The sequence below is a fragment of the Micromonospora sp. SL4-19 genome, assembly GCF_047921475.1.
In the GTDB taxonomy this organism is placed as follows: domain Bacteria; phylum Actinomycetota; class Actinomycetes; order Mycobacteriales; family Micromonosporaceae; genus Micromonospora.
On sequence record NZ_JBLROB010000011.1, the window covers coordinates 69,302 to 87,178 of the forward strand.

Below are 17,877 nucleotides of genomic sequence, written 5' to 3' on the forward strand. Positions count from 1 at the left end.
TCAGCGCACCCGGCCGTAGCCGGCGATGGACATGATGTTCATGTCCCGCTTGTTGACGTTGCGGCCCGCGCTGGGCGCGTCGATGATCTGACCGCTGCCCACATAGAGCGCCACGTGGCCGAGTCCTGAGTAGAAGACCAGGTCACCGGGGCTCAGCGAGCTGCGACTGATCCGGGTGGTGGCGTCCCACTGCATCGCCGCGTTGTGCGGCAACGACTTTCCGGCCGCCCGCCAGGCAGCGAGGGTGAGCCCCGAGCAGTCGTAGCCGTTCGGGCCGTCAGCCCCGTAGACGTACGGCTTGCCGACCGCCCCGTACGCGTACCGCACCGCCACCCCGGCCGAGCCGGAGACGGCCGGGGGGCTGCCGGCGGAGCTGGACTTCGTCGGCGCCTCGGTGGCCCGGCCGTACGCCTGCCGGCGCAGCTCGTAGAGGCGGGCCAGGTCCGCCTCGATCTTCTTCTTGCCGGCGACGAGCTGCTTCGCCTGGGCCGCCTCGCGGGCCAGCGTGGCGTCGAGCCGGGTCTTCTCATCGATCAGCTTGCGCTGGTCGGCGGTGAATCCGGCGATGGTCTGCTGGCGCTGGCGGGTCAGCTGGTCCAGGGTGCCCAGCCGCTCCGGCAGCGAGGTCGACCCGCCCGGCTCCAGCAGAGCCTGCGCGGTCCGCAGCCCACCGGTCTTGTACGCGGTGACGGCGAGGACGCCGACGTCGCTGCGGCTCTGTTCGGCCTGCGCCTGCAGCGGGCCGATCTTGGCCTGCAGCGCGGCGGCCGTGGCCTTGTTGGCCTTGATGTCCTCGTTGAGCTTGTTGTATGACTCGACGATTCGCTCCAGCTCAGTCGAGGACTTCTCGATCTGCTTCGTCAGCTCGGCGGGGGTGGGCTGGGCCCGAGCCACCGACGCCGGGGCGATGAGCGCGGCCGAGAGGCCGGCGACCGCCAGCGAGCGCAGCAGGATCCGTAAGGACGACAAGAGCGGAAAGCTCCTCTCCACGGTCGCCCGGAGCCGGAGGGCACCCGGCGACACCGGGCCGGGGCCATCCGGGCGGATGGCGGTCGACCGGTCCGGCCTGCACAACTTAACCCGTGACGGGAGTGGCTGGCAGTTGAAGCAGGGGCGAATGTTGACAAAGTGTCAGGAAGTGACGCCGATGATGGTGACGCTTCGTGTCCGGTTCGGTGGCGAGCCGTCGTGGCCGGTGGGTCGGATGGGCGGATCGCGCCTCTGGCCCGATTCGTCGTTCTGGGCGGATGTCGCCAGGCAACGCGCAGCAAAGTCCTGATAAAGGCAGAAATCGGCGCTGTTTCCCGGTGCGGTGTCTGCTCGCGATGCCGGGGGAGCCGGGCGAAAACATCCCGCCGGGCTGGCGTGGCCGCAACACAATGAAGCGCGAAGCCGGAATCCCGCCAGGCGGCATCGGCGCAGCTCGCGGGTGGCGGAGAAACCCGGCGCGCGATCCCTTGGAGGACGCCGTGCAGAGAGATGGCTTCAGCACCCGCCCACCCCGACCGTCTCGGCCGGCCGCACCGACCCTGCTCTACGCCCGCCCGGGCATCGTCGTCACCGGCGAACGCTTCACCGTCGGTCGCAACAGTTGGCGCGTCGCGGAACTCACCCAGCTCTGGGCCACCCGCGGGCCGCACGACCGGCTCGCCGTCCGGGCGGTCGTGGTCACCGCCGCCCTGATCGGCGCGGTCGGGGTGCTGCTCGGCTTCACCGGCGGGCTGCAACGGCTCACCGCGAGCGCGTACCTGATCCTGGGTGTGGTGGGCCTGCTGCCGCTGCTGCTGGCGCTGATCGGCGACCGTTGGCGACCGCCGGCGTACGAGCTGTGGGGGCGGTACCGGGGTGCCGAGGTGCTGCTGTTCAGCAGCGACGACGAGCGGCAGTTCGGCCAGGTCAAGCGGGCCCTCCAGCGGGCCCGGGAGGGCATCCGCCACGGCGGCTGGGAGGAGCCGCTGGCCTCCGTCGATCCGTGGCGACCGAACCGCTGACTCAGCCGGCGACCGGCTCCGGGGTCCGGGGCCGGTCGGCGTCGGTCAGCCACCGGCTCACCCGGCGCTCGGCGTAGAACGAGACGAACGGCACGGTGCCGGCCAGCATCACCAGCAGCATCCGCTTCAGCGGCCACTCGGCCCGCCGGGACAGGTCGAAGGTGGCAGCCAGGTAGAGCATGTACAGCCAGCCGTGCGCGGTGCCGACCACGGCCACCACCGTCGGCTTGTCGAAGCCGTACTTCAACGGCATGCCGATCAGGACCAGCACGGCCAGCGCCACGCCCACGATCCAGGCGATCACGCGGTACCGGGAAAGGGCTCCGCCCACCTTCGTCCGTCCTTCCGAACCGGCGTCAGCCGGGGTAGTCACCGGGCCTCGCGCCCGGGTTGGCGTTCAACCATGACAGGTAGCGGTTGTATTCGGCGAGGTCGCCGTCCTCGGCGCCCGTCACCGGGGCCGCCGGCACGCGGCTGACCCGCACGGGTCGGCGTACCGCCAGGGTGTCGGCCGCCGGCTCGGGCCCGGTCGCCGCCGGCGGCGCCGAGGCCCCGCGCTCCTCGCGCGTGCCCCGCAACGTGTGCCGCACCTCACGCCACCACACGAAAACCACGAAGCCGGCGAAAACCGGCCATTCGATCGCGTAGCCGAAGCTCAGCGCGTTGCCGTCGGCGGCCCGGGTCACCTGCCACCAGCCGAGCCCGAGGAAGCCCACGACCAGCACGACCATGGCCACGTGGCGGGCGATCCACGCCGGTGTCCAGAGCCGCTTCATGCCATCGAGGGTACCGGGGACGGCTGCCGTCTCCGACGCGGTGTCGTAGGTGGCGGGGTTTGGTGGCATCCCGCGTGGGCAACCGTCTAGATGCCAGCCCGAACGAGACGAGGGGGCGACGATGACCGAATCAGTACGCCGGACCGGTGAGGCCAGCCCGGAGCAGCGGATGCCCGAGTGGGACGGCGGCCACGCCCGGACCGACGCCGTGACCGGTGACGTCGACGGTGACCTGCTCGGGGTGGACCCCGCCGAGCTGGGGGACGAGGACCTGATCCGGGAGATGACCAGCCTGCACCGGACCCGGTTGGACACCCTGCGGCACGCCACCGATTCCGCGCTCGCCAACCACCTGCGCCGCACCGCCGAGTTGGAGACCGAGTATCTCGCCCGGCACCCGGGGCGGGAGGTCGACCCGAGCCGGCTGCGGGGCGCCTGATGGCGGCGCACGCCGAGCGGGGGATGTCCGCGCCGCCCGAGGTGGTCTTCAACACGGCCATCGACCCTGATCGGGCGGCGGCCTGGCTGCCCGAGCCGCTACGGCAGGACGGCGACCGCCGCCCGGAGGTGATCAGCGTCGAGCAGATGCGGGCCACCTGGTACAGCGACGCCGCCCCCAACTGGTCGGCGGAGATCCGGGTGGAACCGGTCGCTGCCGGCGGTGCCCGGGTCCGGCTGGACCTGGCCGGCGTGGACACCCAGGGACTGGCTGACGAGACCCTGGCCAATCTCGCCCGCGAGGTGGCCGACAACCTGACCGCCGGCTGAGTCGGCGTCCGCCACGAGTACCGAGGAGGCCGGGTGACCGGGAGTGGCCTGAAGGAGAAAGTGGCGCGCCTGCGCCAGGGGTACGCGCCGCACGAGCACCGGCCGCTGGGCGGCTACCTGGTGGCGATGGGCACGTACGCGGCGGTCACCGGGTCGCTGGTCGGGCTGGTCAGGCTGACCGGCCGGCCGGTGCCGCAGCGGCCCGCGGCGGGTGACGTGGTGCTGCTCTCCATCGCGACCCACAAGCTCAGCCGGCTGCTGTCCAAGGACGCCATCACCAGCCCGCTGCGGGCTCCGTTCACCCGGTACGACCGACCGATCGGCAGCGGCGAGGTGATGGAGCAGGTGCGCGATCAGGGCAGCGCCACCCGGCACGCCCTCGGTGAGCTGTTGAGCTGCCCGTTCTGCCTGGCGGTCTGGGTCGCCACCGGGCTCACCGGGGGACTGGTGCTGGCACCCCGGCTGACCCGGCTGGTCGCCACCGCGCTGACGGCGGTGTGCGCCTCCGACTTCCTGCAGATGGGGTACGCGATCGCCCAGCGGACGGCCGAGGGCGGGCACCACGACGAGTGACCGGACGACGGGAGGGGCCGGCGCGACGCGCCGGCCCCTCCGCTCGCACGGCTCAGGTGGGGGTCGTCCCGTGATCCTCGCCCGCCCAGCCGCGGGACGCCTCCGGCTCCCGCTCCTCCTCGTCAGCCCCGGTGATGACGTCCCGGTCCACGGCGGTGCGGTCGTGCTCGGGGGCGAAGTCCGGCTCGGGCACCGTGCCCAGACCCTCCGGCGGTTGGCCCAGCGCCTGGCGATGTTCCTGTTCCTCGTCACGGTCCGTCATTGCCCTGTCCTCTCCGTAGTCCGGGTGCGCCGGCCACCGTCCGCCCGCCGGTTCCCGGTGGCCGTCCCGGCTCAGGACACGGTCCCGCCCAGCAGGTCGGCCGCCTCGTCGACCGCGTACTCGCCCTGCGGCAGGGCGGCGATCCGGGAGAGCAGCTCGGCGGGCAGCTCGGCGGCGACCGCCCGGCGGTAGATGTCCGCCTGACTGATCCGCTCCTGGCCGTGGTAGATGTCGTCGAGCAGTTCGTCGAGCTGCCGGGTGTCCGGCTGCTCGGTCACGGGCTCGTCGTCGGTCACGCCGACCAGCTACCCGGGGCCGAATCGGTCAAACGTCTCCGTCCCGGCCCGGGCGGCGGGATCAGGCGGGGGTGCGGAGGGTGGCGCGGCGGGTGCGGACCGCCTGGGCCAGCTCGGTGAGAACCCCGGCGGTGGTGTCCCAGCCGATGCAGGCGTCGGTCACCGACTTGCCGTACTCCAGCTCCCGGGTGGGGTCGAGGTCCTGGCGGCCGGGCTGCAGGAAGCTCTCCAGCATGATGCCGACGATGCCGCGCTGGCCGGCGGCCAGCTGGGCGGCCACGTCGGTGGCGACCAGTGGCTGGCGGCGGTGGTCCTTGCCGCTGTTGGCGTGGCTGGCGTCGATCACCAAGCGCTCGGGCAGCCCGGCCGCGCGGAGCAGGTCGAGCGCGCCCGCCACCGACTCCGCGTCGTAGTTCGGCCGGCCGCCCCCGCCGCGCAGCACCAGGTGGCCGTCGGCGTTGCCCCGGGTGTGCATGATCGCGGGGGTGCCGGAGACGTCGATGCCGGGGAAGACGTGGGGCACGCCCGCCGCCCGGATCGCGTCCACCGCGGTGGAGATGCTGCCGTCGGGCCGGTTCTTCATGCCGATCGGCATGGACAGGCCGGAGGCGAGCTGCCGGTGCACCTGGCTCTCCACCGTGCGGGCGCCGATCGCGCCCCACGCCACCGTGTCGGCGATGTACTGCGGGGTGATCGGGTCCAGGAACTCGCAGCCCACCGGCAGGCCGAGGCGCAGCACGTCGAGCAGGAGCGCCCGGGCGGTACGGAGCCCGGTGTTCACGTCGCCCGACCCGTCCAGCCCCGGGTCGTTGATCAGACCCTTCCAGCCCACCGTCGAGCGCGGCTTCTCGAAGTAGACCCGCATCACCACCAGCAGGTCGTCGGCGAGCCGATCGGCAGCCTCGCGCAGCCGGCCCGCGTACTCGAGGGCGGCGACCGGGTCGTGCACCGAGCACGGGCCGACCACCACCAGCAGCCGGTCGTCGGTGCGGTCCAGGACCTGGCCGACGGCACGCCGGCCAGCCACCACGGCCTCGGCGAGCGACGCGTCCAGCGGCAGGTGGTGGTGGAGCAGGGCCGGGGTGGTCAGCGGCACGACACGGTCGATCCGCTGGTCGATGACCCGAAGGGCGTCCGGGGTCGTCACGGTGGGGTTCCTTCCGCCGACCGTGCCCCGGGGCCGGCGCCCGAGGTCGAGCCGGCTGCTCGTACGCGAAAGGGCAGGGAAAAGATCCCTGCCCGGCCGGCTCGAAGAGGAAGTGACGTCAGATCATGGTGAGGTCACCGGCTCCTCCAGCCGGCTGCCTAAACCATCGATACGAACGCGTCACGCCGGCCAGCGTACCCGATGCGGGGGGCCGTTTCTCGACGTACCGCATCCTGGGAAACACCGACCGGAGCCGCGCCGCCGGGGCGACCCGGCGGGGCGCGATCGGCGCGCGCCCGTTCCGGTGGGCCCCGGCGGGGGTATGGGGACGGCATGAGCCAAGAGCAGAGCGAGCAGGAGCGGATCGAGGGCCGCGCCCACCTGCTGCCCGAGGAGACCGCGGTGGGCAGCGAGGACCCGGAGGCTCAGGCCGACGCGATCCTCACCGAGTCCGACATCCGGGAGGACAGCAACCTCGCCCCGGACACCGTCCTGGAGCAGCGCACCTCCGATCAGACCGTGACCCCCGCCGAGCCGCCCGACTGAGCCGCCGTGCGGCGGCGAAAGACGCCGGGCACGCGCGGCGAGCAAACCCGCCCCGCACCGACGATGCTCCCCGCTCGTCACCTTTCCGCCCGCGAGATCGGATAGCGTCGTGCCATGCCCGACAGCGGTTACCCCTGGCCCATCGAGACGACCCGACTGGACAACGGCCTACGCGTGGTGGTGAGCGAGGACCGCACCGCCCCCGCCGTCGCCGTGAACCTCTGGTACGACGTGGGTTCCCGGCACGAACCGGAGGGGCAGACCGGCTTCGCCCACCTCTTCGAGCACCTGATGTTCGAGGGCTCGGTCAACGTGGCGAAGACCGAACACATGAGGTTCATCCAGGGTTCCGGTGGATCGCTGAACGCCACGACCAACCCGGACCGGACCAACTACTTCGAGACCGTCCCGGCCGAGCACCTGGAGTTGGCCCTCTGGCTGGAGGCCGACCGGATGGGCGGCCTGGTGCCGGCGCTGACCCAGGAGACGCTGGACAACCAGCGGGACGTGGTCAAGAACGAGCGCCGGCAGCGGTACGAGAACGTCCCGTACGGCGACGCCTGGCTGCGGCTGCTGCCGCTGCTCTACCCGCCCGGCCACCCGTACCACCACGCCACGATCGGGTCGATGGCCGACCTGAACGCCGCCGACCTGGCCACCTTCCAGGCGTTCCACACCACCTACTACGCGCCGAACAACGCGGTGCTCACCGTGGTCGGCGACACCACGGCCGCCGAGGTCTTCGCGCTCGCCGACAAGTACTTCGGCGCCGTCCGACCGCGCGCGGACATCCCCGCCGCCCCCGACGGGCGCACCCTGCCGGCGGCCGGGCGGCCGGCGGTCGAGGACGTCACCGCCGACGTGCCCGCGCCCCGGGTCTACGTCGCGCATCGCACCCACCCGTTCGGCACCCCCGGGTACGACGTGGCCACCGTGCTCGCCACCGTCCTGGGCAGTGGCCGGGGCAGCCGCCTCTACCAGCGCCTCGCCGACGGCGAGCGGATCGCCCAGCCGGATCTGGTCGGGGCGTACGGGGTGGACCTGGCGCACGGCCCGGCCCCGCTGATCGCCACCGTCACGGCCCGCCCCGGGGTGACCGTCGAGCGGCTGCGCGACGGGCTGACCGAGGTGGTCGACGAGCTCGCCACGGTGCCGGTGACCGCCGCCGAGCTGGACCGGGCCAAGGCGTTGCTGAGTACCCAGTGGTGGCGACAGGTGTCCACGGTGGAGGGCCGGGCGGACACGCTGGGCCGGTACGCCACCCAGTTCGGTGACCCGGCGAAGGCCGCCGAGCGGCTGCCCGCCTGGCTCGCCGTCACCGCCGAACAGATCGCCGAGCAGGCCGCCGAGCTGCTGCGCCCCGAGCAGGACCGGGTAACCCTGAGCTACGTGCCGGAGGAGAAGACCGCATGACGCTGATCGCCGAACGTCCCGGCCCGGGTGCCGCTCGCCCGTACCGGTTCCCGCAGGTGGTCCGCCGGACCGTCGCGGGCGGGCAGGTCGTCGCCGCGCACCTGCCCGGGCAGAACCTCGCGGTCGCGCAGCTGCTCCTCGACGGGGGCGCCGGCCGGGAACCCGTCGGCAAGGAGGGGCTCGGCGCGGTGCTCGCCAAGGCCCTGGAGGAAGGCACCACGCAACGGGACGCCACCACGTACGCCCTGGCGATCGAGGCGCTCGGCACCGAGTTGGTGACCGGGCTGGACTGGGACTCCTTCCAGGTCAGTGTGCAGGCGCCGGTGGACCGCCTGAGCGCGGCCGTGGAGCTGCTCGCCGAGGCCGTCCGTACCCCCAAGCTCGACCCGGCCGACGTGCTGCGGGTCCGGGACGACGAGGTGACCGCGTTGCGGATGGACTGGGCCAACCCCGGTCCCCGGGCGGACGCGGTGCTGCGCGCCGACCTGTTCGGCGCGGACAACCGTTGGGGCCGCCCGATGTACGGCGACCCGGACAGCGTGGCCGCCCTCGACGTGGACGACGTGACCGTCTTCCACTCGGAGTGGTTCATCCGCCCGGGGACACTGGTCGTCGCCGGCGACCTGGACCGGCTCGACCTCGACGCGCTCGGCGCCGCGGCGTTCGCCGGCACCGGGGGCGGACCGGTGGAGAAGGGCGGCCCGATCGAGGTGCCGCGGCACGACCAGCGGCGGGTGATCCTGGTCGACCGTCCGGGATCGGTGCAGTCCACGCTCCGCCTCGGGCACCCGGCCCCGCACCGCGCCCACCCGGACTACGTGCCGATGACCCTCGCCGGCACGGTGCTCGGCGGGGCGTTCACCTCCCGGCTCAACCACCTGATCCGCGAGGTGCACGGCTACACGTACGGCATCCGGGGCGAGTTCGCCGCGTCCCGCCGGTTCGGCCGGTTCGCGATCAGCTCCGGGGTGCAGACCGCGGTGACCGCACCGGCCCTGGTGGAGTCGGTCGGCGAGGTCTCGCGTACCCAGCTGACCGGGGTGACCGAGGACGAGCTGGCGGTGGCCCGCGCCTGGCGGGCCGGCCAGCTCTCGGTCGAGCTGCAGACGCCGCGCGCGATCGCGTCGGCGCTGACCACGCTGGTGGTCCACGACCTGCCGGACGACTACCACGCCCGGCTGCGCGAGTCGCTGCTCGCCGCCGACGTGGCGGAGGTCTCGGCGGCGGCCGCGGCCCATCTGCACCCGGAGTCGCTCACCCTGGTCATCGAGGGGCACTCGGCACTCATCCGGGACGAGCTGGTCGCCGCCGGGCTCGGCGAGGTCGTCGACCACATCCCCTGACCGCGATGTGACGTCGGTCGCCCTGCCCCGCGCCTGGCGGCCGGCCACGGTGTGGATGCTGCGGCCCGGTGGTCGGACCACGGCCGATCTTCCGGCCGGACCGGCCCCGGGGCGCCGTCGTTGCAGTCTGCGGGCCGGACGGTACGGCGACCCGCCGGCCGGCCGCCGGCCCGCGCGGTGGGAAAGCCTTCCCGGACCGGCCGTCCGGCTGGGTAGCCTCGCGGGCATGAGGATCGGCATTGTGGGGGCCACCGGCCAGGTCGGTGGCGTGATGCGGCAGGTGCTGGCGGAGCGCGAGTTCCCGGCGGAGCAGGTGCGGTTGTTCGCCTCGGCGCGGTCGGCCGGGCGTGCGCTGCCCTGGCGGGCCGGCGAGGTGACCGTCGAGGACGCGGCCACCGCGGACTATCGCGGGTTGGACATCGTGCTCTTCTCGGCGGGCAAGGGCACCGCCCGGGAGTTGGCCCCCCGGGTCGCCGAGGCCGGTGCGGTGGTCATCGACAACTCCTCGGCGTTCCGGATGGACCCCGAGGTGCCGCTCGTGGTCGCTGAGGTCAACCCGCACGCCGTCGCCGACCGGCCGAAGGGCATCGTGGCCAATCCGAACTGCACCACCATGGCCGCCATGCCGGTGCTGCGCCCGCTGCACCAGGAGGCCGAGCTGGTGAGCCTGGTCGTCGCCACGTACCAGGCGGTGTCCGGCGCCGGGCTGGCCGGGGTGGCCGAGCTGGACGAGCAGGTCCGCAAGGTCGCCGAGCACGCCGCCGGGCTCGCCTTCGACGGCGCGGCCGTCGAGTTTCCCGCGCCGCGCTCGTTCGCCCGCCCGATCGCCTTCAACGCGCTCCCGCTGGCCGGCTCGATCGTCGACGACGGCTCCGGCGAGACCGACGAGGAGCAGAAGCTGCGCAACGAGAGCCGCAAGATCCTGGAGATCCCGGGGCTGAAGGTCTCCGGCACCTGCGTCCGGGTGCCGGTCTTCACCGGCCATTCCCTCCAGATCAACGCCCGCTTCGCCCGCCCGATCACCCCGGCGCGGGCCCGCGACCTGCTCGCCGGCGCGCCGGGCGTGGCGCTGTCCGACGTGCCGACCCCGCTCGAGGCCGCCGGCCAGGACCCGACGTACGTCGGGCGGATCCGGGCCGACGAGACCGTCGAGCACGGCCTGGCGCTCTTCTGCTCCAACGACAACCTGCGCAAGGGCGCCGCGCTCAACGCCGTGCAGCTCGCCGAGCTGGTCGCCGCCGAACGTCGCTGAGCCGTCCGGGTGCCCGGCCGATGGTCGGGCACCCGGTCCGGAAATGCGGTGAGATGGGGTCGACCACGACCAGTCGACACGGGAGGCCCCATGACGGACGAGCGGACCCGGCAGGCCCTGACCGATCTCATCGCGAGCCGCTGGCTCGGCACGCTCGCCACCATCAAACGGGACGGCCGACCCCAGCTGTCCAACGTGGTGTATTCCTTCGACCGAGGGCTGGGTCTGATCCGGGTCTCGGTCACCGACGACCGGGCCAAGACCGCCAATCTGCGCCGCGACCCCCGGGCCAGCTTCCAGGTCAGCAGCCAGGACGGCTGGGCGTACGCGGTGGCGGAGGCGCGGGCCGAGCTGACCCCGGTGGCCGAGCGGCCGGACGACCCGACCGTCGAGGAGCTGGTCGGGATCTACCGGGCGGTGCAGGGCGAACACCCGGACTGGGACGACTTCCGGCGGGCCATGGTCGCCGAGCGCCGGCTCGCGCTGCGGTTGCACGTCGAGCGCGTCTACGGAATGCCCCCGCGCGCCTGACCCTCCCCACGAGCAGCGGTCCCCGCGCCATCGCTGCACCCGGCCGGGTTACCCCGCCGGGGCCGGCGGGTAGACCGCGGTGCCGACACCGAGAGGGGAGCACCATGACAACGGTCGGAGAGTTCATGACGACCCGGTTGGTGACGATGGACGGCAACGACACCCTCACCGCCGCGGCGCAGGAGATGCGGGACAGCGCCATCGGCGATGTGGTGGTGACCGACGGCGACAACGTGGTCGGCATCGTCACGGACCGGGACATCACGGTCCGTGGCGTGGCCGAGAACATGGACCCCAACACGACCAGGCTCAACCAGATCACCAGCAAGGACGTGGTGACCGTGAGCCAGTACGACGACGCGGTGGCCGCCGCCGACCTGATGCGGACGTACGCGGTGCGCCGGCTGCCGGTGATCGACGACGGCCGCCTGGTCGGGCTGATCTCGATGGGTGACCTCGCCGTCGAGCGGGAACCGCAGTCGGTGCTCGCCGACATCAGTGCCGACGATCCCAACAACTGACTTTCGTCCGCCGCGGTCGCACGCCGGTCTCCGTTCCGGGGGCCGGCGTCGCGCTGTCCGGGCCCGACGCCGTCCCGAGCCGACTCACCCGATGCGGGCGAGGTTGACGTCGCACCCGGCGGGGACCCCTTCTCGAACGTCGAACGCCGCGGATCGCGGGAGGAGTGGACCGGATGCAGGACGCGACCACGAAGTTCTTCGAGGAACTGGACCGGCGGGGATTCGAGCCCCTGCTGGCGAAGAGTTCCGGAACCCTGCGCTTCGACCTGTGCGAAGAGGCGCAGACGAGACACTGGCTGCTGCGGATCGACCACGGCAACCTCCGGGTCCGCCCGGAGGATCGGGAGGCCGACGCGGTCGTGGGGACCGGGCCGCGGCTCTTCGGCGAGCTGATCACGGGCCGGGAGAACGCCATCGCGGCCCTGCTCCGCGGCGACATGACCATCTCGGGGGACCTGCGGCTGGTGCTCCAGATCGAGCGGCTCTTCCCCGGCCCGCCGGACGCGCAGGGTCCGCATCACGCGTTCCGGAGGGAGATGCACTGATGGGTGACAACAACACTGTCCGGATCCTCGACGGAAACACGTTCGTGGTCTCCGAGGACACCGGGGACATCGAGGCGACGCCGAGCGAGCCGACCGGTCTCTTCTCCATCGACACCCGGTTCCTGTCCAAGTGGGTGCTGACGATCAACGGGGAACGGCTCAACGCGCTGTCGTACGACGACCTGCAGTACTTCGAGGCCCGGTTCTTCCTGGTGCCGGGTCTGGCCACCCACTACATCGACGCAAAACTGTCGGTCATCCGGGAGCGGGCGGTGGGTGGCAGCTTCCGGGAGACGGTGACCATCCTCAACCACGACGAGAAGGCGGTCGACCTGGAGATCCGGATGGACGCCGGCTCCGACTTCGCCGACCTGTTCCAGGTGAAGGACGAGATCCTCAACAAGAAGGGCGAAATCTACTCCGAAGCCGAGGGGGACCAGCTTCGGCTGGGCTACCGGCGGGGCAACTTCAAGCGGGAGACGGTCATCTCCGCCTCCGGATCCGCCCGGTACGACCGGCAAGGGTTCGCCTGGACCATCCACCTGGAACCGAACGAGCAGTGGCACACCGCGATCGACGTGCGGACGGTCGCGATCGGACCGGGAGGTCGGGACCTGCGGCTGGGGCTGCGGGCCGGCGGCGGCGAGCGGCTGGCCCTCCAGCGCGACCTGGAGGAATGGATCGCCAAGGCACCTAAGGTCAACAGCGAGCACGGCCAACTGGCCTCGACGTACCGGCGCAGCCTGATCGACCTGGCGGCGCTACGCTTCTCACCGCTCTCCCTCGGCGGGCAGACGCTCCCGGCCGCCGGCCTGCCCTGGTTCATGACCATGTTCGGGCGGGACAGCATCTTCACCTGCCTTCAGGTGCTGCCCTTCGCGCCGGCGCTGTCCAAGACCACGCTGCGGGTCCTCGGCACGTTGCAGGGCACCCGGTTCGACGACTTCCGGGACGAGGACCCGGGCCGGATCCTGCACGAGATGCGGTACGGCGAGACGGCCGCCTTCGAGGAACAGCCGCACTCGCCCTACTACGGCTCGGTGGACGCGACGCCGCTGTTCGTGGTGCTCCTCGACGAGTACGAGAAGTGGAGCGGCGACGTCGCGCTGGTCAAGGAGCTGGAACGGGAGTGCCGGGCGGCGTTGAAGTGGGTCGACGACTACGCCGACATGGTCGGCAACGGCTACATCTGGTACGAGCGGCGGAACACCGACACCGGCCTGGAGAACCAGTGCTGGAAGGACTCCTGGGACTCCATCTCGTACCGCGACGGCAGGCTGCCGCCGTTCCCACGGGCCACCTGCGAGGTGCAGGGCTACGCGTACGACGCGAAGATCCGGGCCGCCCGGCTGGCCCGGGAGTTCTGGGACGACCCGGCGTACGCCGACCAGCTGGAACGGGAGGCGGCGGCGCTCAAGGAGCGGTTCAACCGCGAGTGGTGGGTTGAGGACGGCGAATACTACGCGCTCGGACTGGACCCGGACGGCGGGCAGTGCGACGTGCTCAGCTCCAACATCGGGCACCTGCTGTGGAGCGGCATCGTCGAGGAGGACCGGGCGGCGAAGATCGCCGAGCACCTGATCGGGCCTCGGCTGTTCTCCGGCTGGGGCGTACGCACCCTGGCCGAGGGCGAGGTCCGCTACAACCCGATCGGCTACCACAACGGCACCATCTGGCCGTTCGACAACTCCTTCATCGCCTGGGGCCTGCGCCGGTACGGCTTCGCGGAGGAGGCCGCCACCATCGCCAACGGCATCTTCGACGCCGCGAGGTACTTCGACGGCCGGCTGCCGGAGGCGTTCGGCGGCTACCCGCGGGACCTGACCAAGTTCCCCGTGGAGTACCCGACGGCGTGCAGCCCGCAGGCCTGGTCGACGGGGACGCCGCTGCTGCTGATCCGGACCATGCTGGGGCTGGAGCCGCACGAGGGGCACCTGTCGGTCGACCCGCGCCTGCCGGTCGGCATGGGTCGGATCGAGGTGCTGGACATTCCGGGCCGGTGGGGCCTGGTGGACGCCTTCGCCCGGGGCCGGCTCGACCTGCACCAGCTGGCCGCCTGACCCCGACCGGAACAGCGCGCGGCGCCGTCGGCCTCCGGGCCGGCGGCGCCGCCGCGTGCTCAGTGCCCTGGCAGCAGCGCGTCGGCGTTCGCCTCGTCGCGGGGGAGCAGGCAGAACTCGTTCCCCTCCGGGTCGGCGAGCACGGTCCACCGGGGCAGCTCGCGGACCACGGTCGCGCCCGCCTCCAGCACCGCGGCCCGTTCCTCGGCGTCACCGACCAGGTCGAGGTGGATCCGGCCGGAGGAGGGCAACTCGTCGGCCGGGCTGATCCAGACGTCCGGCCGGTGCCCGGCCGGGTCGCGCAGCAGCACCGCCTCGGTCGGCCCGAGCGACCGCTCGGCCAGCTTCACCTGGTCCTCCTCGACCACGGGCAGCCCGGTGACCGCGCTCCAGAACGGGGCGAGCAGATAAGGGTCACGGCAGTGGATGACGATCGCGGCGAGGTCGGGCATGCCCTGACGGTAGTCGGCTCAGACGGGGGGCAGAACGGTGTCCAGGAACGCGGCGGTGACCGCCCGGATGTCCGGCCGGGCCAGGTCGAGAGCGTGTCCGCCGTGCGTGAGCCAGCTGTGCAGAGCGGACCCCGACACGCTCGACACCTACGGTTGCGTAACCTACTCGCGGTAAAGTTGCCGGATGCCGGAACTCATTTATCCGCCCGTGATCGCCTTCGCCAAGGCGATGTTCCGGGTCCTCGACCTGCGGCTGACGGTCGAGGGCAGCCACCACGTGCCGCGGACCGGCGGTGCGGTCCTGGCCGCCAACCACGTCAGCTACCTGGACTTCATCTTCTGCGGCTTCGGCGCGCTCGAGTCCCGCCGGCTGGTCCGCTTCATGGCCAAGGACTCCGTCTTCGCGCACAAGGTCTCCGGCCCGCTGATGCGCGGCATGAAGCACATCCCGGTGAACCGGGCGGCCGGCGCCGGGTCGTACGCCACCGCGGTGGAGGCGCTGCGGCGCGACGAGGTGGTCGGAGTCTTCCCGGAGGCGACGATCAGCCGCTCGTTCACCGTCAAGGAACTCAAGGGCGGTGCCGCCCGGATGGCCCGGGAGGCGTCCGTGCCGCTGCTGCCGGTCGCCCTCTGGGGCGGCCAGCGGCTCTGGACCAAGGGCCGGCCGCGGGCACTGAACCGCCGGCACACCCCGATCACCATCCTGGTGGGCGAGCCGATGGACCCAGCCGCCTACCCGGACGCCAACACCATGACCGCCGAGCTGAAGAGCCGGCTCGGCGCCCTGGTCGACCGCGCCCAACGGGACTATCCGGAGCAGCCCGCCGGCCCCGACGACGCCTGGTGGCAGCCGGCCCACCTGGGCGGCACCGCCCCCACCCCGGCGGAGGCGGCCGAGCTGGACCGCCCGGGCCGCCGCGCCCGCACCTCCTGATCCACGGCGACCGGCAGGTGACCGGATCGTTCCGCATCCGGGCAGGATGGTGCCTGCCACCCGGGCGCCCGCCCGACCAGGATCGAGCCCATGAGCAGAGCAGCACTCGTCGTCATCGACGTCCAGGAGTCCTTCCGGCAGCGCCCGATGTGGGCGTACGCCTCCCAGCCGGACATCGTCGATCAGGTGAACCGGCTGGTCGACGCGGCCCGCCGCCGGGGCGACCTGGTGGTCTGGGTCCTGCACGCCGAGCCGGGCAGCGGCGGTGTCTTCGACCCGGCCAACGGCCACGTCCGGCTGATCGACGGCCTGGCGGCCGCCGCCGGAGAGCCGACGCTGGTCAAGACGTCGCACAACGCCTTCACCACCACCAGCCTCCAGCAGGTCCTCACCCTGGCCGGCATCCGGGACCTCACCGTCTGCGGTATCCGCACCGAACAGTGCGTGGAGACCACCACCCGGGTCGGCTGCGACCTCGGATACGAGATGACCTTCGTGACCGACGCGACCGTCACGTTCCCCACTCCGCACCGGGACCTGCCGGCCGACGCCACCGTGGCGCAAATCCTGGCCGACCCGCGCACGCTCTCCGCCGAGCAGATCGTGACCCGCACCGAGTACGCCCTGGCCGGTCGGTTCGCCACCGTGCGTACCGTCGCCGAGGTCGTGCGACACCTCCAGCCCGGCGCGGTCCCGGCCGGAGCCTGACCGCAGTGGCCCGGGTCGACCGACGACTCCAGCTCGGCACGTCCGCCGCCGCGCGGCGGCCTGGAGCCGTCGTATTCCTGCTGGTCCCGCAGCTGCATCTGCTGGACCTCGCCGGTCCGGCCCAGGTCTTCTCCACCGCCGCCGACCTCGGGTACGACTACCGCCTGCACTACGTCGCCGCCACCGCCGAGGTGCCGACCGTGCAGGGGGTGTCGCTGCGGGCCGACACCACCTGGCCCGAGCTGGACCGCGACGACCTGGTGGTCGTACCCGGGTGGCGGCCGTCGGCGCACGGCCCGGCGGGGCCGGTCGGCCCGGACGAACTGCGGCGGCTGGCCGACCACCACGCGGCCGGCGGCACCGTGGCGAGCGTGTGCGCGGGGGCCTTCGCCCTCGGCCGGGCCGGCCTGCTCGACGGGCGGCGCTGCACCACCCACCACGAGGTGCAGGACGAGCTGGCCCGGCGGCACCGCGCGGCCCGGGTGGTCCGGGATGTGCTCTATGTGGTCGACGACCGGGTGGTCACCTCGGCCGGCATCGCCAGCGGCATAGACGTCGCGCTGCACCTCATGGCCGCCCGGCACGGGCCGGCGGCCGCCGCCCGGATCGCCCGCTCCCTCGTCGTGTACGCCCGGCGCAACGGCCACGAGCAGCAGGCCAGCGCGATGATGCGGCACCGCTCCCACCTCTCCGACGCGGTGCACCGGGCGCAGGACCTGATCGACGCGCACTACACCGAGCCGCTGCCGCTGGCCGAGCTGGCCGCCGCCTGCGGGGTCTCCGAACGCACGCTGAGCCGGTTGTTCCGGCACGCCACCGGGCTGACCCCGCTCGGCTACCAGCAACTGCTGCGGGTGGAACGGGCCGAGCACCTGATCGGCCATGGCAGCACCATGGAGTCCGCCGCCCGCGCGGTCGGCTTCACCGACGCCCGGATGCTCCGCCGGTTGCGGGCCCGGTGCCGTCCGGACCGCACCGCGCCGGCCCTGAGCAGCTGACCTACGACCATCCAGGGTCAGCAGGCGGAGCCGGGGCGGTCCCGCGCCGGGGATGCCGGCCGGGGCCAGGTCGCCGTCCCGTCCACCGCCGGGCGGTAGTAGTCGTCCCGGGAGAGGAACTCCACCGGCAGCGATCCCGGCAGGGTCACCGCACCCCGGATCGGGCCGGGCGCCCCGCCGGCCCGGGTCACCAGCGCGTCCCGCTCCGGCGGGGAGAGCTCCACCAGCTCGGGGTGGACCAGCCGGAACGCGGCCACCGCACGGCGTACCTGCCGGGCCAGCGCGATGACCAGGGCGTCCGGGCCGGCGAGGGCGAGCGCCGGCTGCCGGATGGTCCGCAGGGCGTCGCAGACCACCCGAAGCTCGACGCCGTCGTCCGGGCTCTCGGCCAGCTCCAGCCGGGACGGCCACTGCCAGCGGATCTGGCCACTGACCAGGCGGGACAGCCGGACCGGGCGCCGGTGCCGGGCGTCCGTGCGGCCGTCCCGCCCGGGGACCAGGGACAATTCGGCGCCGGTGCAGACGTACGCGAGTCGCCGGTCGGTCACGGTGACCGTCGCCGGGGCGGGGAGACCCCAGGCGCGGACGCTCTCCGTGGGTCCGAGCAGGTAGCCGGCCACCCGGAGCTGGTGCTGCCCGAGCACCCGCTCGCCCGGTTCGGGGATCGGCGCGTACCGCCGGTCGAGCACGGGACGCGCGGCTTCGTCGCCCGCGTCGAAGCGGTGCGGCCCGATGAAGAACGGTGCGGCGTTCTCCTGCAC

23 protein-coding genes are annotated in these 17,877 nt (G+C 72.8%); 15 read left to right on the forward strand and 8 right to left on the reverse strand.

Features of this window, described 5'->3' with window-relative positions:
* A complete protein-coding gene (locus tag ACNAVT_RS16395) occupies positions 1-969 on the reverse strand; it encodes an NlpC/P60 family protein (protein WP_416297161.1) in 969 nt (322 codons plus the stop codon).
* A gap of 500 nt (positions 970-1,469) precedes the next feature.
* On the opposite strand from ACNAVT_RS16395, the gene ACNAVT_RS16400 reads away from it, so the two are divergent.
* Positions 1,470-1,991 (forward strand): DUF6232 family protein, encoded by a 522-nt coding sequence (locus tag ACNAVT_RS16400; protein WP_416297163.1) that lies wholly within the window; start codon positions 1,470-1,472, stop codon positions 1,989-1,991.
* Position 1,992: 1 nt separating this feature from the next.
* Here the strand turns inward: ACNAVT_RS16400 and ACNAVT_RS16405 are convergent, their stop codons facing one another.
* Together ACNAVT_RS16405 and ACNAVT_RS16410 are read right to left on the reverse strand one after the other, a co-directional pair.
* Positions 1,993-2,322, reverse strand: coding sequence for a DUF3817 domain-containing protein (locus ACNAVT_RS16405; RefSeq protein ID WP_416297166.1), 330 nt, complete (start codon positions 2,320-2,322; stop codon positions 1,993-1,995).
* A gap of 25 nt (positions 2,323-2,347) precedes the next feature.
* Positions 2,348-2,767 (reverse strand): hypothetical protein, encoded by a 420-nt coding sequence (locus tag ACNAVT_RS16410; RefSeq protein WP_416297168.1) that lies wholly within the window; start codon positions 2,765-2,767, stop codon positions 2,348-2,350.
* Positions 2,768-2,888: 121 nt separating this feature from the next.
* Here ACNAVT_RS16410 and ACNAVT_RS16415 point away from each other — a divergent pair, with 121 nt between their 5' ends.
* The 3 genes from ACNAVT_RS16415 to ACNAVT_RS16425 are packed head-to-tail and all read left to right on the forward strand — an operon-like array spanning position 2,889 to position 4,108.
* Entirely contained in the window at positions 2,889-3,206 is a 318-nt protein-coding gene (locus ACNAVT_RS16415; RefSeq protein WP_416297170.1) for a DUF6158 family protein, read from the forward strand.
* Positions 3,206-3,535: a hypothetical protein gene (locus ACNAVT_RS16420; RefSeq protein ID WP_416297172.1), complete on the forward strand. Its 330-nt coding sequence runs from the start codon at positions 3,206-3,208 to the stop codon at positions 3,533-3,535. Before ACNAVT_RS16415 ends, ACNAVT_RS16420 begins: the two co-directional genes overlap by 1 nt.
* 33 nt (positions 3,536-3,568) lie before the next feature.
* Entirely contained in the window at positions 3,569-4,108 is a 540-nt protein-coding gene (locus tag ACNAVT_RS16425) for a DUF1360 domain-containing protein (RefSeq protein ID WP_416297174.1), read from the forward strand.
* Between the two features lie 52 nt (positions 4,109-4,160).
* Here the strand turns inward: ACNAVT_RS16425 and ACNAVT_RS16430 are convergent, their stop codons facing one another.
* The 3 genes from ACNAVT_RS16430 to ACNAVT_RS16440 all read right to left on the reverse strand — a co-directional run bounded on the left by ACNAVT_RS16430 (position 4,161) and on the right by ACNAVT_RS16440 (position 5,813).
* Positions 4,161-4,370: a hypothetical protein gene (locus ACNAVT_RS16430; protein WP_416297177.1), complete on the reverse strand. Its 210-nt coding sequence runs from the start codon at positions 4,368-4,370 to the stop codon at positions 4,161-4,163.
* 71 nt (positions 4,371-4,441) lie between these two features.
* Positions 4,442-4,675 carry a hypothetical protein gene (locus ACNAVT_RS16435; protein ID WP_416297315.1) on the reverse strand — a complete coding sequence of 78 codons (234 nt, stop codon included), beginning with the start codon at positions 4,673-4,675 and terminating at the stop codon, positions 4,442-4,444.
* 52 nt (positions 4,676-4,727) lie between these two features.
* Positions 4,728-5,813: a 3-deoxy-7-phosphoheptulonate synthase gene (locus ACNAVT_RS16440; protein ID WP_416297179.1), complete on the reverse strand. Its 1,086-nt coding sequence runs from the start codon at positions 5,811-5,813 to the stop codon at positions 4,728-4,730.
* A gap of 333 nt (positions 5,814-6,146) precedes the next feature.
* Here ACNAVT_RS16440 and ACNAVT_RS16445 point away from each other — a divergent pair, with 333 nt between their 5' ends.
* From ACNAVT_RS16445 to ACNAVT_RS16480, 8 genes are all read left to right on the forward strand, one after another.
* Positions 6,147-6,359, forward strand: coding sequence for a hypothetical protein (locus ACNAVT_RS16445; RefSeq protein WP_416297180.1), 213 nt, complete (start codon positions 6,147-6,149; stop codon positions 6,357-6,359).
* A 114-nt stretch (positions 6,360-6,473) separates the two neighbouring features.
* Positions 6,474-7,772, forward strand: coding sequence for a M16 family metallopeptidase (locus tag ACNAVT_RS16450; protein ID WP_416297182.1), 1,299 nt, complete (start codon positions 6,474-6,476; stop codon positions 7,770-7,772).
* Positions 7,769-9,115 (forward strand): M16 family metallopeptidase, encoded by a 1,347-nt coding sequence (locus ACNAVT_RS16455; protein ID WP_416297184.1) that lies wholly within the window; start codon positions 7,769-7,771, stop codon positions 9,113-9,115. Before ACNAVT_RS16450 ends, ACNAVT_RS16455 begins: the two co-directional genes overlap by 4 nt.
* Positions 9,116-9,341: 226 nt before the next feature.
* Positions 9,342-10,367 (forward strand): aspartate-semialdehyde dehydrogenase, encoded by a 1,026-nt coding sequence (locus tag ACNAVT_RS16460; RefSeq protein ID WP_416297186.1) that lies wholly within the window; start codon positions 9,342-9,344, stop codon positions 10,365-10,367.
* A gap of 90 nt (positions 10,368-10,457) precedes the next feature.
* Positions 10,458-10,898 (forward strand): PPOX class F420-dependent oxidoreductase, encoded by a 441-nt coding sequence (locus tag ACNAVT_RS16465; RefSeq protein WP_416297188.1) that lies wholly within the window; start codon positions 10,458-10,460, stop codon positions 10,896-10,898.
* A 104-nt stretch (positions 10,899-11,002) separates the two neighbouring features.
* Positions 11,003-11,419: a CBS domain-containing protein gene (locus tag ACNAVT_RS16470; RefSeq protein WP_091197272.1), complete on the forward strand. Its 417-nt coding sequence runs from the start codon at positions 11,003-11,005 to the stop codon at positions 11,417-11,419.
* Between the two features lie 173 nt (positions 11,420-11,592).
* Complete coding sequence (locus ACNAVT_RS16475; protein WP_416297190.1) at positions 11,593-11,964, forward strand: SCP2 sterol-binding domain-containing protein; 372 nt, start codon at positions 11,593-11,595, stop codon at positions 11,962-11,964.
* Entirely contained in the window at positions 11,964-14,024 is a 2,061-nt protein-coding gene (locus ACNAVT_RS16480) for a glycogen debranching N-terminal domain-containing protein (protein WP_416297192.1), read from the forward strand. The genes ACNAVT_RS16475 and ACNAVT_RS16480 overlap by 1 nt, the downstream gene beginning before the upstream one ends.
* 59 nt (positions 14,025-14,083) lie before the next feature.
* On the opposite strand, the gene ACNAVT_RS16485 is transcribed toward ACNAVT_RS16480, so the two are convergent.
* Entirely contained in the window at positions 14,084-14,476 is a 393-nt protein-coding gene (locus ACNAVT_RS16485; RefSeq protein ID WP_416297194.1) for a VOC family protein, read from the reverse strand.
* A 184-nt stretch (positions 14,477-14,660) separates the two neighbouring features.
* On the opposite strand from ACNAVT_RS16485, the gene ACNAVT_RS16490 reads away from it, so the two are divergent.
* The 3 genes from ACNAVT_RS16490 (at position 14,661) to ACNAVT_RS16500 (ending at position 17,116) form a co-directional block, all read left to right on the forward strand.
* Complete coding sequence (locus ACNAVT_RS16490) at positions 14,661-15,410, forward strand: lysophospholipid acyltransferase family protein (protein ID WP_416297196.1); 750 nt, start codon at positions 14,661-14,663, stop codon at positions 15,408-15,410.
* Positions 15,411-15,500: 90 nt separating this feature from the next.
* Complete coding sequence (locus ACNAVT_RS16495; protein WP_416297199.1) at positions 15,501-16,118, forward strand: isochorismatase family protein; 618 nt, start codon at positions 15,501-15,503, stop codon at positions 16,116-16,118.
* A gap of 5 nt (positions 16,119-16,123) precedes the next feature.
* Positions 16,124-17,116, forward strand: a complete 993-nt coding sequence (locus ACNAVT_RS16500) for a GlxA family transcriptional regulator (protein ID WP_416297201.1) — start codon at positions 16,124-16,126, stop codon at positions 17,114-17,116.
* A 17-nt stretch (positions 17,117-17,133) separates the two neighbouring features.
* On the opposite strand, the gene ACNAVT_RS16505 is transcribed toward ACNAVT_RS16500, so the two are convergent.
* Positions 17,134-17,877: a hypothetical protein gene (locus tag ACNAVT_RS16505; RefSeq protein WP_416297317.1), complete on the reverse strand. Its 744-nt coding sequence runs from the start codon at positions 17,875-17,877 to the stop codon at positions 17,134-17,136.